General features: G+C 60.7%; 12 protein-coding genes. 4 read left to right on the forward strand and 8 right to left on the reverse strand.

Annotated features, from left to right (window positions below):
• The first annotated feature begins 71 nt into the window (after positions 1–71).
• The 3 genes from ACILSR_RS09600 to ACILSR_RS09610 are packed head-to-tail and all read left to right on the forward strand — an operon-like array spanning position 72 to position 2,012.
• Positions 72–656 carry a nucleotidyltransferase domain-containing protein gene (locus tag ACILSR_RS09600; RefSeq protein WP_395749541.1) on the forward strand — a complete coding sequence of 195 codons (585 nt, stop codon included), beginning with the start codon at positions 72–74 and terminating at the stop codon, positions 654–656.
• Positions 634–1,077: a hypothetical protein gene (locus tag ACILSR_RS09605; protein ID WP_395749542.1), complete on the forward strand. Its 444-nt coding sequence runs from the start codon at positions 634–636 to the stop codon at positions 1,075–1,077. The genes ACILSR_RS09600 and ACILSR_RS09605 overlap by 23 nt, the downstream gene beginning before the upstream one ends.
• A gap of 32 nt (positions 1,078–1,109) precedes the next feature.
• On the forward strand, positions 1,110–2,012 hold the full coding sequence (locus tag ACILSR_RS09610) for a DUF1963 domain-containing protein (protein WP_395749543.1): 903 nt from the start codon (positions 1,110–1,112) through the stop codon (positions 2,010–2,012).
• Between the two features lie 137 nt (positions 2,013–2,149).
• Here ACILSR_RS09610 and ACILSR_RS09615 read toward each other — a convergent pair whose 3' ends face one another.
• The 8 genes from ACILSR_RS09615 to glpX all read right to left on the reverse strand — a co-directional run bounded on the left by ACILSR_RS09615 (position 2,150) and on the right by glpX (position 13,684).
• Complete coding sequence (locus ACILSR_RS09615) at positions 2,150–4,372, reverse strand: NADP-dependent isocitrate dehydrogenase (protein WP_395749544.1); 2,223 nt, start codon at positions 4,370–4,372, stop codon at positions 2,150–2,152.
• A 100-nt stretch (positions 4,373–4,472) separates the two neighbouring features.
• The gene (locus tag ACILSR_RS09620; RefSeq protein WP_395749545.1) at positions 4,473–6,218 is read right to left on the reverse strand and encodes a GDSL-type esterase/lipase family protein; all 1,746 of its coding nucleotides are present in this window, start codon (positions 6,216–6,218) and stop codon (positions 4,473–4,475) included.
• A gap of 48 nt (positions 6,219–6,266) precedes the next feature.
• Positions 6,267–8,876 (reverse strand): DUF4838 domain-containing protein, encoded by a 2,610-nt coding sequence (locus ACILSR_RS09625; protein WP_395749546.1) that lies wholly within the window; start codon positions 8,874–8,876, stop codon positions 6,267–6,269.
• Positions 8,877–8,933: 57 nt separating this feature from the next.
• Positions 8,934–9,773 (reverse strand): alpha/beta hydrolase, encoded by an 840-nt coding sequence (locus ACILSR_RS09630; RefSeq protein ID WP_395749547.1) that lies wholly within the window; start codon positions 9,771–9,773, stop codon positions 8,934–8,936.
• A 16-nt stretch (positions 9,774–9,789) separates the two neighbouring features.
• Positions 9,790–10,644 carry a hypothetical protein gene (locus ACILSR_RS09635; protein WP_395749548.1) on the reverse strand — a complete coding sequence of 285 codons (855 nt, stop codon included), beginning with the start codon at positions 10,642–10,644 and terminating at the stop codon, positions 9,790–9,792.
• A 98-nt stretch (positions 10,645–10,742) separates the two neighbouring features.
• Positions 10,743–10,994, reverse strand: coding sequence for a hypothetical protein (locus tag ACILSR_RS09640; RefSeq protein ID WP_395749549.1), 252 nt, complete (start codon positions 10,992–10,994; stop codon positions 10,743–10,745).
• A gap of 171 nt (positions 10,995–11,165) precedes the next feature.
• Positions 11,166–12,461: a tetratricopeptide repeat protein gene (locus ACILSR_RS09645; protein WP_395749550.1), complete on the reverse strand. Its 1,296-nt coding sequence runs from the start codon at positions 12,459–12,461 to the stop codon at positions 11,166–11,168.
• A gap of 158 nt (positions 12,462–12,619) precedes the next feature.
• Positions 12,620–13,684, reverse strand: a complete 1,065-nt coding sequence (gene glpX / locus ACILSR_RS09650; protein ID WP_395749551.1) for a class II fructose-bisphosphatase — start codon at positions 13,682–13,684, stop codon at positions 12,620–12,622.
• Between the two features lie 74 nt (positions 13,685–13,758).
• Between glpX and ACILSR_RS09655 the strand changes: the two genes are divergently transcribed.
• Positions 13,759–14,868: a substrate-binding domain-containing protein gene (locus ACILSR_RS09655; RefSeq protein WP_395749552.1), complete on the forward strand. Its 1,110-nt coding sequence runs from the start codon at positions 13,759–13,761 to the stop codon at positions 14,866–14,868.
• Positions 14,869–14,987: the final 119 nt, after the last annotated feature.

Genomic DNA, 14,987 nt, shown 5'->3' on the forward strand with positions numbered 1-14,987 from the left:
GTTTCAGGTATGGACTCCGAGCGAGATTGGATGTTTACTAAAAGCGAACAATCGTTAACTTTATATGAACAATGAATACTTTAACTGCCTTGTTTCCCAAAGCGCGCGCCGAGACGCTTCGGCTGCTTTTTAACGGGCAGGCCCGAGAGATTCATTTGCGGGATCTGGCACGGCTGGCAAGTCTGACGCCTGCCGCCATGCAGAAGGAATTGGCTTTCCTGAGCGAGATCGGGCTGGTCTGCAGTCGGCGGAGTGGAAACCGGCTTTATTTTCAAGCTGACACAACTCATCCGGTCTATCCCGAACTTCACAGCCTGGTAGTGAAGACGACGGGTATTGCTGCGGAGTTAAAGCAGGCTCTGTCTAATGTCACAGGCATTGATCTGGCTTTCATTTTTGGTTCGGTCGCCGCCGGAACAGACAAAGCCGGAAGTGACGTCGATGTTTTAATCATCGGCAGCACTGGTTTACGCAAAGTGGCACCTGCTATGCGTGAGGTTTCGAATCGGCTGGGATACGAGATCAATCCCCGCTGCATGACACCCGGCGAATGGCAGCAGAAGATGGCGGGCAGGGATGTCTTTGTGAATCGCCTGTTGAGCGAACCCCGACTCTGGCTGAAAGGTGGCGACGATGAGCTTGGAAGGCTGGGCTAAAAACGGCTGGCTGCGCCCGCACCAGACGAACAGGCAGCAGGTCACCGACCTGCTGGCCATCGTCGTGCGTGATTTGGCGGATGCACGGAGCAGCGTCTCCTCAGACTGGCAGTTCGGCATCGCCTACAATGCAGCACTGAAGCTCTGCACCATCCTCCTCTATGCCAGCGGGTATCGCCCGGAGAAAAATCTCGCGCATTACCGCACCCTCCAGGCTCTGCCACTCATCCTCGGAAGCAGCCGCAATGACGATGCTGACTATCTGGACGCATGCCGTGCCAAGCGCAACACGGCCGAGTATGACGTGGCTGGCTGCGTCACTGAGTCAGAGGCGGAAGAGCTCAGGGCGTTTGCAGAATCATTGCGCGATGATGTTTGCAGTTGGCTTGCCGAACATCATCCCAACCTGCTGAAGAACTGAAGCCCTGCATATCAGAAACGCGGCATATGCTTATGAGTTCACTGTCCGTTCCTCTCCTAGAACTGCTCAAGTATGCTCTCAAAACATGCGAATTCTCGGAATCCGATTGCGAAGTCATACGAAAAGAGGCGGCCGAGTGTTGGTATCTCCAGGTCATAAAAGACGATTGTGATACAATGGGCAGCAGCAGAATGGGTGGTCTGCCTGATTTGCCCCAAGGCATGGCCTGGCCGCAAGGCCGTCATGGAGCGCTCTTGTTTGTAATGCAGCTGCGGCTTGATGCCGCCGGTGGGACTCTCCCCTATTGCATGCCCGACTGCGGTATGCTCTACTTTTTTGTCGAGGATGATGAACTTGCAAAGAATGTGATGCACAAGCTCATCTGGGTGGAAGACATCTCGGCTCTTCAGACCGCAAAGCAGCCGCCTATGCCAAGGATGCACGGCGATGACCTTGTCCCGCATGCCATCAGGATCGTACATGGAGTCGATGTTCCCATCTGGGATCTCTTTGGTTTGGATTGCTACGAACGAGATGATTCCAGTGACTTGATCTCCAGGTTTGAGTCCCTTTTGAAAGGCGTTTCCGATCCAGAAGGCACTGCAGGGAAGCTCTTTGGCTATCAATCCCGAGAGAAGAATGGCCCTCTCGAATGCATGGCTCTGCTCTCCTTGAGTTCAAGCGACTCCAAACCACTGTCAGCAGTGGGCCATGATGCCTGGGAACGTTTGAAGGCAACTGAAGAAGCCTATGCAGACTCGCCTGATAAGATCGAAGAAGAGATGAACAGATGGTGCCAGCTTTTGCATATAGACTCCAACTTTCAGGTGGGCTTCAACATCTGGGATGCAGGGTCCTACCAAGTGATGCTACGCCATTCAGACCTAGCTAAGCGCGACTTCGCAAAGTCACACGCCCTCCTGGAGACATGTTAAGGAGGCCGTGAACCCGTCTCTAAGTCCGGAGGGCTGGAACGATCGGCCTTGGAAATCGCTCAGCCTCAGAAGCATAAGACGAGCCTGTGCCCTCACAGACTCATCCCACACCTCATCTAGTCAATGACATCAGACTTTTAAACCTTTGCCAGCACCGCATTAAACGTCGCGCTCGGCCTCAGCGCGGCATCGGCCTTCGCAAGGTCGGGCTTGTAGTAGCCGCCGACTTCGACGGGGTTGCCTTGGACGGCGAGAAGTTCGGAGACGATCTTGGTTTCGTTGGCGGTGAGTTCTTCGGCGATGGGCTTGAACTTGGCCTGCAGCTCGGCATCGGTGGTTTGGGCGGCGAGGGCTTGGGCCCAGTAGAGGGCGAGGTAGAAGTGGCTGCCGCGGTTGTCGATGGTGCCGAGTTTGCGGCCGGGGCTGCGGTCGTTTTCCAGGAATTTGCCGGTGGCGGCGTCGAGGGTATCGGCGAGCACTTTGGCCTTGGGCAGGCTGAAGTTTTCGGCGATGTGCTCGAAGCTGGGGGCGAGGGCGAAGAACTCGCCGAGGCTGTCCCAGCGAAGGTAGTTTTCTTCGAGGAACTGCTGCACGTGCTTCGGCGCGGAGCCGCCGGCGCCGGTTTCAAACAGGCCGCCGCCATTCATGAGCGGGACGATGGAGAGCATCTTGGCGGAGGTGCCGACTTCGAGGATGGGGAAGAGGTCGGTGTTGTAGTCGCGCAGCACGTTGCCGGTGACGGAGATGGTGTCCTCACCTTTGACGATGCGCTCCAGGGAGAAGGTGCAAGCGTCCGCAGGCGTCATGATGCGGATGTCCAGGCCGGTGGTGTCGTGATCCTTGAGATACTTCTCCACCTTGGCGATGATCTGGGCGTCGTGGGCGCGGGCCTTGTCGAGCCAGAAGATGGCGGGCGTGCCGGAGGCGCGGGCGCGTTTGACGGCCAGCTTCACCCAGTCCTGGATGGGGGCGTCCTTGGTCTGGCAGGCGCGCCAGATGTCGCCTTCTTCCACTTCGTGGGAGAGGAGCACCTTGCCGCTCTTGTCAGTGACTTTGACGGTGCCTTTGCCAGGAATTTCGAAGGTCTTGTTGTGGCTGCCGTACTCTTCGGCGGCCTGGGCCATGAGGCCGACGTTGGGCACGCTGCCCATAGTCTTGGGGTCGAGCGCGCCGTTCTTTTTGCAGAAGTCGATCACGGCCTGGTACACACCGGCGTAGCTGCTGTCCGGGATCACGGCGAGGGTATCGCCGGTCTGGCCCTTGGCGTCCCACACTTTGCCGCCGGCGCGGATCATGGCGGGCATGGAGGCGTCCACGATGACGTCGCTCGGCACATGGAGATTGGTGATGCCCTTGTCGCTGTTCACCATGGAAAGGGCAGGGCCGTTTTCATAAGCGGCTTTGATGTCCGCCTCGATCTCCGCCTTCTTGTCAGCGGGAAGTTTTTCAATCTTGGCCACGAGGTCGCCGAAGCCGTTGCGGAAGTCCACGCCGAGCTCCTTGAGGGTGGCGGCGTGCTTGGCGATGAGGTCCTTGAAGAAGACCTCCACGGCGCGGCCAAAAATGATGGGGTCGCTGACCTTCATCATGGTGGCCTTCATGTGCAGGGAGAAGAGGACGCCGTCCTTCTTCGCCTGGGCGATCTGCTCAGCGAGGAAGCTCACGAGGGCCGCCTTGCTCAAGAAGGTGCCGTCAATGATTTCGCCTGCTTTCAGCGGGGTGCTTTCTTTGAGCACCTTGGTGCTGCCGTCTGCACCGACGAACTCGATTTTCACGTCCGTGGCTTCATCCACGCAGACGGATTTTTCATTGGAGAAGAAGTCGCCTTTGCCGCCCATGGTGCCCACACTGGTCTTCGAATCAGCGCTCCACTTGCCCATGGAATGGGGGTGGGCTTTGGCGTAGTCTTTCACGGCCTTCGGCGCGCGGCGGTCGCTGTTGCCCTCGCGCAGCACGGGGTTTACGGCGCTGCCCATGACCTTGGCGTAGCGGGCCTTGATGTCCTTCTCGGCATCGGTCTGCGGGTTTTCAGGCAAATTTGGCACCGCGTAGCCCTTGCCCTGCAGCTCAGCGATGGCGGCCTTCAGCTGGGGCTGGGAGGCGGAGATGTTCGGCAGTTTGATGATGTTCGTGGTCGGCTCCAGGCAGAGCTTGCCAAGGTAGGCGAGGTCATCGGACTGCTTCTGCGCGTCGGTGAGGAAATCGGGGAAGTTGGCCAAAATGCGGCCTGCCAGTGAGATGTCGCGCGTTTCGATCGTGATGCCGGCGGGCTTGGTGAAAGCCTGAACGATGGGCAGGAAGGAAAAAGTGGCCAGCAGGGGAGCTTCGTCGGTCAGGGTGTAGATGATCTTCGCGGACATGATTTTGGAGGGGAATTGAGAGCGTTAGAGCTAAACGCGACCCCGCTCTTGCGCAATCCCAAGGTGCGCGGCTTCTGTGTCTGGCGCACTGAAAACAAGCTTAGCGCATCGCAGCACGGATCGCCGGCAGGAGCAATTCGGCCACAAGCTGCTGGCCCAGGTCATTCGGGTGCATGCCATCGAGCAGCATGCCGTCCACGGTGGTCTGGTGCTGGGTGGCAAACTGAGGGTAGGCGGCGCGGACGTCCACCAGCGGCACTTTCAGCTCGGCGGCCAGTTTGCGCAGGGCGTCGTTGTACCCGGCCAGGGTGGCGGAATCAAATCCGTCCTCTGCCGCGGGGTCGTAGGGCGGTTTGCCGTAGAGCTCGCGCAGCTTTGAGGTCCAGCGCAAAGGGTTGGTGGTCATGAGGATGACCTTGGCGCCCTGCGTCTGTGCGGCGGCCACCATGCGGCGCAGGTTGACGAGGTATTCCGCAAGAGGTACGCGGGGCGTGGTGGCGGGCGGATTTTTCCACACATCCATGGCGGAATCATTGATGCCGAACTGCATGACGATGAGGCGCGGCTTGTACTGCAGCACATCGGTCTGCAAACGCTTCAGGCCATCTCTCGTGGTGTTTCCTGGGATGCCAGCATTAAAGACGCTCGTCGTTCCGCCCGCACTCTGCAGCGCAGCCTCCACCCGCGTGGCATACACCTTGAGGCTGCCGCGTGGAGCCGTGGTGGAGTCTCCAAACATGATGATGCCGCCTGGCTTTGGCACCGGCTTCGGCGGCGGCACAAAGAGGGGAATCTCCCCCGCGCCGAGATCGGCCGCATTCACCTTCATCCGCAATCCACCCTGCATCGTGGTGATCCACAGCTCGCCGGGTTTGCGCTCATACAGATATGGGTAGGACACACGGCCGCCCGGCACATAATTCGCCGCCACGATCACCGGCTTGGACCACGTGGCGGTTTCATCGTCCGAAAACGCCAGCGACAGCTCCACGCGGCTGGAGCCGCTCTTCGGATCATGCCGTGGAGGCGCATTCCACAGCAGGGCGATGCGGCCATCGCTCAAACGTGCCATCTGCGGGCAGCAGGTGACAGAGGCGATCTTGGTCGCCTGCAATCCGGTCCACTTCAAACCATCGCGTGAAGTGGCCTCCCACAAAAAGCCGGACTCCGTGCGCAGCAGCAGGTAGAGCGAGCCGTCCTTGCGCTCCACCACGCTGCCTTCGATGGAGCCCGCGTGATCATGCGCGCCCACGCCGTAGTCCAGCACATCGCCGCGCTGCCAGCTTTTCCCCAGGTCATCCGAGACCCACATGACCGTGGCATGCCGCCACTGCGGGATGATCTCCTGCCCCACCAGCACGATGCGCCCGGACTTCATCTGAATCATTGAGTGAATGCAGCCGCACCACGGAGTGCTGAGCTGCACAGGTGCCTCCCACGTTTTGCCATCGTCCATGCTGCGGCAGGAGTAGGTAGGCAGCACAAAGGCCTTCCAGTCCACGCCCGGCTCGCCCCAGTGCCAGCCTTTGGGCTCCTTGCGTTCCGCGCTGTTCATCCAAGCAGAGATGATGACGCCCTCCCGCGTTCGCAGCAGTGCGCGCTCGTTGCTCACGGTGAACGCTTTTTCATCGGCAAACAGCGGCGTATTGCTCCAGGTGCGGCCTTCATCCGTGCTGCGCAGAGCGTTCTTGGCATCGATGCATAGCACTCCGCCGTCTGCCGTGGAGACAAAAGGACCCTGATGCGTGAATGGCAGCGCCGCTGCCTTCGGGTGCAGCGTGGGTGAGTCTGCGGCGAAGGCGGCGCTGGTCAGGAGCAGCAGAAAGCTGGACAATGAGCGTTGCATGGAGGGAAAGAAAGAAAAGCTGTGAGTGATTGCGTGGCTTCGCGGGACCTATTCAAAAACGATGTCGCCCATGATTTCCGGATCATCCATGCTCAGGCTGCTGAGGGAGGAGGACCAGATCGCGTGGTCGATTTGTTCGCGCGGCAGCGCGTGGTTGCGCCCGAAGTTGGCACGCCACGCGGTGCCCTTGGCGGGCGCCTCGACGCCGAGAACGCTGTAAGGAATGACAAGGTGTGCATACCACCGTTTGCCAGCGGCATCCACGCGCGTGCTGCTGCTCCATTCTCCATTCCAGGTGGGATCGTCCTTGCCGTGGCGCGGATCCATGACGTCGGAGATGCGGCCGTTGAGTGCATCGTATTTGCTGGCCGCATTCGCGCCTTGGGTGATGCGGTAGTACAACGCCTGCGCGGGCTGCGGCGCGAGATACACATCAAACGCCTCCTGATTTGTCAGCAGCCGGTCGCGATTGTAGGCGGCAAACTTTCCGTCCTCGCCGATCTCAGCCTCGGCACGGATGTGAAGAGCCTGGTCGTCATGGAGCAGGCGGATCGTCGTCTTGCGCGGCAGCGTGCGTAATGGTGGCAGCAGCGTGAGTTCATGCGCGGCGGCGCTTTGCCATTCGGGCGAGTCGAGCGTGAGCTTGGCATTCGTCCTGGCCACGTTCAGCTTCTTTTGTCCCGGCGGCGGCGCATTGCGCATCTGTTTCGTGTCCCAATTGAAGCAACTGCTGGCATAGGGCTCCTGATAGCCGTCGTGGGCCAGCCGGAGATGATTGATGTCGTGGCCGTTGAAGGGAAAAAGCACGTGGCTCCATTCCTTCTGGTGCCCCTTCGCATACAGCGTGGTCAGAAAGGCGTTCCGCGCATCGATGGCATCGAGCAGACGGTTCACCGAGCCCGCGTCCGGCATCATCTGGTAAGCCTGATGCAGATGCACCACGCGGGCGAAATGCTTCAGATAGTCAAACTCGCAGCGCACCAGCGCCAGGCGCGTCTTCACCTTCGGCGCGGTGGCAAGCTTCTCAGACTGCTTGAGGCTGGACTCCAGAGAAGCGAGCAGCTTCGGCGGATATAGAAAGGCGATGAGCTGAAAGGGATCGGTGACCGTCTTGCGTCCGCGTGTATCCGTGGGCAGCGGCTTGAAAGTCCACACATCTGTGCGGGTGCCGATGTGGTCCGAGTAAAGCGCGATGCCGTTGTAAAGGTCCTCGTAAAAGGCACGCATGTAGAAGGCAATGCTCTTGTTTCCAAACGCCGCATCACAGTATTCCACAATGAGGTCGCGGGCGTGCAGGTTTGCGGGATCGTCAAACATGCGGCCCATGGTGTAATACACCGGCCCCTCCAGACCAAAGAGCTGCCCCGGTCCGTCGCGGTAGAGGGACTGGATGCGGTTCTGCGCGAGGCGCTGCGCCTGCAGCTCGATGTAGCCCGGCGTGCGCATGGGTGTGTAGCGTGTGCCGAGGTTCGGGCACCAGTTGTAAACATAGCCGGTGAAGCCGCGCGGCACTTCGATGCCACGCCATGGGATGATGTCCTCCTCGTTTGTGCCGGTGAGCATGATGCAGGTATTGGCGGGAAACTGCGTGAAGGACTTCGGCGGTGCGGCCGTGAGGATGTAGCTCATCATCGTGACCTGCCTGCCGGGGTGCGACTTCTCCACACGCTCGGCGGTCTTGCGGTTGAAGATCCAGATCTTCTCAGACCAGTCCTTGCCCGTGCCGTAGAGCGCCTTGCATTTCTCGCACTGGCATTCACGGAAACCATCCGGCTGGCCGAGATCCACGCTGAGATAGCCTTTGTCGAGCCACTTCGTGAGGTCGCGATAGATCAGATCCTGCACTTCGGGATTCGAGAGGCAGTACTGCGCTCTGCCGCCCTCCGGCTTCGACCGCGACCCGCTGATCAGCGCAAAGTACTCGGGATGTTTTTCAAAGTTCTCCGCAGGGATGGCACGCTCCCAGGTGTGGCCGCCAAACATCTCGTCCACGCGTGGAAAGCGGTTGTGCGCCAGATCGTAAAACGACGCGCCTGCGGGATGCGCGGTGTTCACTCGCAGCAGCGGCGTCTTCGTCACATTCAGCGTGTCCGGCAGAGTGGCGGTCTTCTGCGGCACAAACTCGATGGCCGGCGAGTTCATGAGATCGATCTTCGACGCTCCACTCACGGGTGTGTAGCCTGGCAGGTCAGGATAGAGAAATCGCACGCCGAGGTACTGCCGCGCGAAATCCACCGCTGCCTTGGCAGTGCCCACGCGGTCCCAGTTCGGCCGTCGCGAATTGTCACTCGGTGTTTTGGAAGGCTGATCGTTTCCCGCGATGATGACGTCTCTGCCGATGACGCGATGCACGTAGCTCCAGTCACGCAGCTGCGCTGGGGCAAAGCCATGCTCCTGCGCAAAGCGGGTGTTTCCCAGCAGCAGCGCGGGCTTGGAGGCATCCCGCTCCGCCTCGCTCACCACGCTGATCTCCGCGCCGCCAGCCTTGAAGGCCGTCTGCAGCAGCCGCGCCGTCTGCTCCAGGCACGCGGCCAGCGCGGGCGTCTCGAGCTTTGCTGGAACGACGATTTGGTAATCCGACTTGCCGCTTTCGAGAAGGGTCAGATCCGCAGCCGAAAGAGAACCCGCCAGCAAAGCGGTGAGGAGAGTGAGTTTCATTCGAGAAAGGTTGGACACTTTCATACGCTGAATGCCCTCATCTCCCATCGGCCCTTTTTACTTCTTCACTTCCATGAACTTTAGAATCGCCTCCCGCGCCGGATCTCCTTCATTCGCGATGTTGTTTCCCACGCTGCCGTGATTCCGGTCTGCGATGACCTGCAACGTCACGCGCTTGTTTCCCGCACCCTTCATCAAGGCAACAAGATAGACGTTCTCCTCGGCGCGTGCGGGCATGTCCTTGTCAGCGCAGAGCACGAGGATGGGCGGCAGGTTCTTCACGTCGGCATAGCGCACAGGGGCGGCTTCATCGGCGGTGACGCTGAATTTCGAAATGCCGCGCTCCTGCCTCACCGTGTAGTGCGTCATCACCTGTGCGCTCACAGGGATGAGTCCGGCGAGCTGCTGCGGCTTCAAGCCAAAGGCGGCGAGGTAATGCGCATCCATGCCGACCATGAGCGTGAGATAAGCACCCGCTGAATGCCCTCCCACAAACACGCGTTGCGTGTCGCCGCCATGTTTTCCGATGTTTTGCAGCGTCCAGGCCACCGCCGCCGTGGCATCTTCGATGTAGGCCGGATACTTCGCCTGCGGGCTGAGACGATAATTTGGCACCACCACCGCCACGCCCGACTGCGCGAGCCCCTGCGCCACTTTTTTGGTGCTGTCCGCATCTTTGTTCCCACCCGTCAGACCACCGCCGTGAAACCACACCAGCGTGGCAAAGTCTTTGCTTTCCTTTGGCAGGTACACATCCAGCAGGCAGCGCTGCTTTTCATAGCTGCTGAGCGAGTCGCCACTCTTGTAGGGCAGATTGATCAGATCAGACTTGTCCGCGGCTGCAGCGAGGCTGGCGGAGAGAAATGCGAGAGTGAAAAAGCGGAGCAGCTGAGTCATGGGAAGGAGTGTCATTTTATCGGGGCTTGAGCTCAGATGCCAGTGAACGTGCGTCTGCCTCCCAAGTTTCCGGGCTGCTGCCGCCAAAGGCGGTGACCATGCGCCAGGTGCCGGTGAAGCCTGCGGGCACGGTCTTTCCCTCAAAGCACTTCAGGTAATACTTCCGGTAGGTGGGCGGCACGTTCCAGATCGTGGAGATGTGCCCGCCCTCCGCAGGGACCTGCAGCAGGCGGCATACAGCAAACTGCCCGCTCTGCGGCTCATGCACGGCCATCCAGTCCACGTTTTCGTTGATGTAAAACTTCCGCAGTACCTCTGCGTCATCGCGCAGCGCACCGGAGATGACCTTGTCAGGCGCGGCATCCTTCCCCGCAAGAAAGCCGGAAACCGTGGGCCGCCACGCGTGCATGAAATGATACACCAGCTTCAGCGGCACAGCCTCCGCCGTGTGCACGGTGGTGGTCTCATAGAGGCGGTTGTCCCGGACCTCGATGACGTTGGTCAGATCAAAAGCGCGGATGCGTGACTTGCGCTCCAGACGAAAGCTCCCGCCCGTGAGCTCCGCCGTGGGGTCCGCGATGCGTATTCCATCGAGAAAGAATTTGAGCGACTGCAGCTTCTCGGGCTCGTTTTCCAGATGAGCGGTGCCGATGAAGCCGACATCGGGAAAGGAAAACACCGTGCCGTAGGCGCTGCTCTCGGTGGTCATCGCCTTGCCGCGGAAGTCGATCCGCCCGGGCGTCCACTGCGTGGCCTGGCGCAGCAGCAGCGTCACATCGCCACAGGTCACGATGATGCGTGGCAGCTCGGGGCCGAGGTTGGGCTTGAAGGGTTCTTTGCCAGAGGCTGGTGCCGCGAGTGCAAAGACCATGGCGAGGGCGAAAAGGCGTGGGGAGACAAACATGCGCCACACACTACGCGCTCGCCGTGCCTCCTTTAGGCGCAATCGTCCGAAACACCGTCGCGCGGTTATTTTCGAAACGACTTCAGCATATTGAAGATAAGCCAGATCTGCGCGAAGCCCACCGCGATGAGCAGGAGACCGAGCTCAAAGGCGTTGTCCTCCCTGGGCACAGCCAGACGCAGGATCAAAGCCAGCAGCACCACTCCGAGAAAGGACAGGATCGCGCCAAAGGAGCTGCTGCTGCCGGCGTTCTGGTCCGGCGTGGGGATGTGCGTGGGCAGCTCCTCTCTCCTGAGATCATGGGGATCTTCGCTCATGGTTGTGAGGCGTGAATGGTTGGGATTAGGGAGGCAAGGGCCTTGCCTGCGTGGCAAGGGAATCGCTGTGAAACAATGGGCCTTAAACGCGCCCAATTCCTTCAACCTTCCGAAATATAAAGATTCCACTCAATCTCCCTCAGGTCCACGCAGCGCCGGAGGCACGGGACGCTACTTCGCTGAAGTCACTGTCTTCCACTCACGCGCCAGGCGGACACCTTCGTAGATTTGTTCGCGCGTCATGGAGGCCTCCAGCGTGGCCAGATGTGCCCCCGCGATTTCATGGCCCTGCGCCATGGCGATCCGGCACCACTTCAGGGCCTCGACCAGATTCTGCTCCACTCCGGCGCCTCTCTCATACTGGAGGCTCAGCGCGAACTGCCCGCTGGAGTCACCACGATCCGCCGCCCCGCGAAACAAACGTACGGCCTCAGCCACATCCTCGGAGACGCTATCTCCCGTGAGGTAGCAGCCACCCAGTGCGACGAGGGCAGGCGCGTAGTTTTGATCCACCGCCTTGCGGAGCCAGAGAAGGGCCTCTGCGGAATTCTTCGCCACGCCCGTGCCGGTGAGATAGGCCAGGCCGAGCTTCATCTGGCCGGCGGCATCTCCTTTCTCCGCCGCTTTGCGGAACCACTCGACCCCCTTCGCAGCATCCACGGGCACGCTGGAGCCGACCATATAGCTTACCCCCAGCTCCACCATCGCGGGCGCGTACTCCTGCGCGATCGCTTTGTCGATCCACCGGAGCGAAAGTTTCGCATCCAGCGGGACGCCAGTGCCCAGCGAGTAGGCCAGGCCCAGTTTCAACTGCGCCTCCGGATCTCCCTGCTCCGCTGCTTTGCGGAACCACACCATGGCAGTTTTGAGGTCCTGCTTCACACGCTCCCCCAGCGCGTAGGCGGTGGCCAGGGCTTTCTGGGCATTGAGGTCTCCCTTTTCAGCCGCCTTGGTGAACCACTTCATGGCTTCCTCGGCATTCTGTGTCACGCCTTCACCATCCAGGTAGGCCAGCCCCAGTTCCATTTGTGCATCAGTATCGCCCTGCTCCGCGGCCAGCCGAAACCACTTCGCGCCTTCGGCAGTGTCCTTTTTGACATCGGAGCCCAGGCTGTAGCAGGCGCCGAGCTGTTTCATCGCCGCGAGGTTCTTCTGCTCCGCCGCCTTGCGCAGCCATTGGACGGCGGCGGCGGCATCTTTGGGCACGCCATTCCCGCGCAGGAGGCACATGCCAGTTTTCGTCTGCGCTTCAGCATGGCCCTGCTCCGCGGCTTTGAGAAACCACTTCGCCGCCTCCGTGGCGTCCTCGGGCAGGCCATCCCCTTTGGCGTGGCGCAGGCCCAGGTCATACTGTGCCGCGGCGTCTCCCTCCTCCGCCTGCGCCCGTGTGTCCTGCAGGCTCCTAGCCGCTGGCGGCGCAGCAGAGAGGGACGAAGCAGCAAACAGCACTAACAGGAGAATTTTCATGAGCCGGATGAACAAAACACGTAGAGGGATCGCTTTGATTCAGCCTGCTCCTTTAGATGGCTCAAGAAGTTCCTCCACTGCTATTTTCACCGGGTAATTTAAAACCGGCATGCATGGCCCCAAGATCCACCACCGCAGCTCCGAAATGGATGCCCGCGCTACCCTGACTTGCTGCGCAGCCGCACCTGCTTGTGCTTCAGATCATGCAGCGTGCGCATGTAGCGCACGGTACGGCTGCTGGCGCGCAGCAGGATGGAGGTGGTGACGACCCTGCCGTTTTCGACCTTGATGCCCGGCAGCAGCGGGCTGTCGCTGATGCCAGTGGCGCAAAAAATGGCGCTCGTGCCGCAGACCAGATCATCGATTCCAAAGACGCGGCTCAGCTCGCGCTCGCCGCACTCTTGCAGCAGGGCGGTTTTTTCAGCCTCATCACGCGGCCACATTCGCACCAGCATCCCACCGCCGAGGGTCTTGAGAGCGGCAGCCGTCAGCACGGCCTCCGTGGCACCGCCAATGCCCAAATAGAGATCGATGCCCGATCCCGGCATGGAGGGCGCCAGCGCCGCAGTGATGTCGCCATCGGTGATCAGCCGCAGCGCTGCACCGCACTGGCGGATGCGCCGTATCAGCTCGTCATGCCGCGAGCGTTTGAGCACGCAGACCACGAGCTGGGAAACCGGCAGATTCAAAGCGGAGGCGACGGCTCCCAGCGTCTGCTCGATGGGTAGATCCAGCGTCAGTGGCGCCATGCCCTGCGCCAGCGCTGCGGTGACACCAGGACCCCAGGCCAGCTTTTCCACGTAGAACGAGGGCAGGTGGCGCATGTGGTGTGTTCTGCCATCCGTGGCGCTTGCCGCGATCACAGAGAGCGAATTGGGCAGGCCATAAGCAATGTTGGTGGTGCCGTCGATGGGATCCACCGCGATGTCGAAATGCGGGCTGCCTTTGGTCCAGCGTCCGAGTCGCTCACCCACAAAGATGCCGGGAGCGGCGTCCTTGATGCCCTCGCCGATGATGACGGTGCCGCAGCAGTGAGTGTGATCGAGCACGCCGTAGATTGCGTCGCATGCGGCCTGGTCGGCGCTGTTTTTGTCTCCGCGTCCGAGCCAGGGCAGGGAATTGAGGGCGGCATTTTCGGTGGCGCGTACGAAGTCAAACTCGAGCGTGCGCTCCAGATCGTCAGCGCGCAGCGGTGCGGATTTTTTAGGAGGGGGGCGGCTCATGGAAGTGCCGCACAGATAGGATTGCAGAGACGTCCAGGACGAGCTAATACCGGTGGTATCATTCGGTAACCACGATGAAGTCTGAAGCACCTCCGCCGCCCAAGCTTCCGAAGCGCCGTTTCCTCGTCGTGCAGACGGTGGAAAGCCTCTGCGAAGGTATTCAGAACGGCTTCTGGCAGAATCACCTGCCGAGCGAGCGCGACCTCTGCGAGCACCTGCAGGTGAGCCGGCGCACCATGCGCTCCGCTTTGGAAGAACTGGAGCGCAAGGGCTGGATCGCAACCTCGGGCCAGCAGAAGAGGCGCATCAAGCCGACCCGCGGCCGCGTGCGCGATGCGGGTGCGATGAAGAAGCGCATCGGCGTGCTCATGCCTTCGTCTTTGCTCACCGTGCCCTCGCGGCTGGCGTTTGTGCTGGACAGCCTGCGCAACCGCCTGGCGGCAGACGGCTACGCGGTTCACTTTCATTTCAATGCGGCCTGCTACCATGCCAGAGCACCTGGCAAAGCGCTCACAGCTTTTCTCGCCGACCATCCGGCAACGGGGTGGATCCTCCTGCGCTCGCGCGAGCCAATGCAGCGCTGGTTTCGCGACAAGCGCATCCCCTGCCTCATCCTTGGCTCCTGCGCGGAAGGAATCGATCTTCCTTCGGTGGACACGGACTACTACGCCACAAGCCACCATGCAGGCGGCATGCTCATGCGCAAAGGCCACCGCCGCATCGCCTTCGTGGTGCTGGACCGCAACTACCCCGGAGACGTGGCCAGCGAACAGGGCCTCATGGACGCCATCGCTCCACGCAAGGAGACAGTCACCATCATCCCCCTGCGGCATGACGGCAGTACGGAGAACGTCTGCGCGGTCATCGACAAAGCCTTGCGCAGCCCCGCACCCCCGACCGCCTACGTCGTGTGCAACGCAGCCCAGGTGCTGACGGTGATGATGCACCTGCTGAGGCGTGGGAAGCGCATTCCGGAAGACGTCTCTGTCGTCTCGCGGGACAACGATCCCATCCTCGAAACCATCGTGCCGCCCGTGGCGCGCTACGATATTCAGGCAGACAAGCTGGCAGGCGCCATCTGCGCCTCCTTCCGCCAGATCGTGGACACCGGTACCGCCTCTCCCAAAACACTGCGTCTGACACCCACGTATGCACCATGGGAGTCCGTGGGTGCGTGCCGGTAAGGCTGGCGCATAAAACTCATTTTTGAAAACGTGCAGCGACAGGCTTGGCAGCCTTGCCAGCCGACGGCAGTGAGGGGTTGAGCGACTCGCGCGATCTCGTCCTTGTGGAGGTGATCTGG

Source organism: Prosthecobacter sp. (genome assembly GCF_044222565.1).
In the GTDB taxonomy this organism is placed as follows: Bacteria; Verrucomicrobiota; Verrucomicrobiia; order Verrucomicrobiales; family Verrucomicrobiaceae; genus Prosthecobacter.

What these genes read in the sequence shown, in the direction of transcription:
- ACILSR_RS09600 (WP_395749541.1), top strand. Translation starts at nt 72, where the DNA reads ATGAATACTTTAACTGCCTTGTTTCCCAAAGCGCGCGCCGAGACGCTT.
- ACILSR_RS09605 (WP_395749542.1), top strand. Translation starts at nt 634, where the DNA reads ATGAGCTTGGAAGGCTGGGCTAAAAACGGCTGGCTGCGCCCGCACCAG.
- ACILSR_RS09610 (WP_395749543.1), top strand. Translation starts at nt 1,110, where the DNA reads ATGAGTTCACTGTCCGTTCCTCTCCTAGAACTGCTCAAGTATGCTCTC.
- ACILSR_RS09615 (WP_395749544.1), bottom strand. Translation starts at nt 4,372, where the DNA reads ATGTCCGCGAAGATCATCTACACCCTGACCGACGAAGCTCCCCTGCTG.
- ACILSR_RS09620 (WP_395749545.1), bottom strand. Translation starts at nt 6,218, where the DNA reads ATGCAACGCTCATTGTCCAGCTTTCTGCTGCTCCTGACCAGCGCCGCC.
- ACILSR_RS09625 (WP_395749546.1), bottom strand. Translation starts at nt 8,876, where the DNA reads ATGAAACTCACTCTCCTCACCGCTTTGCTGGCGGGTTCTCTTTCGGCT.
- ACILSR_RS09630 (WP_395749547.1), bottom strand. Translation starts at nt 9,773, where the DNA reads ATGACTCAGCTGCTCCGCTTTTTCACTCTCGCATTTCTCTCCGCCAGC.
- ACILSR_RS09635 (WP_395749548.1), bottom strand. Translation starts at nt 10,644, where the DNA reads ATGGTCTTTGCACTCGCGGCACCAGCCTCTGGCAAAGAACCCTTCAAG.
- ACILSR_RS09640 (WP_395749549.1), bottom strand. Translation starts at nt 10,994, where the DNA reads ATGAGCGAAGATCCCCATGATCTCAGGAGAGAGGAGCTGCCCACGCAC.
- ACILSR_RS09645 (WP_395749550.1), bottom strand. Translation starts at nt 12,461, where the DNA reads ATGAAAATTCTCCTGTTAGTGCTGTTTGCTGCTTCGTCCCTCTCTGCT.
- glpX (WP_395749551.1), bottom strand. Translation starts at nt 13,684, where the DNA reads ATGAGCCGCCCCCCTCCTAAAAAATCCGCACCGCTGCGCGCTGACGAT.
- ACILSR_RS09655 (WP_395749552.1), top strand. Translation starts at nt 13,759, where the DNA reads ATGAAGTCTGAAGCACCTCCGCCGCCCAAGCTTCCGAAGCGCCGTTTC.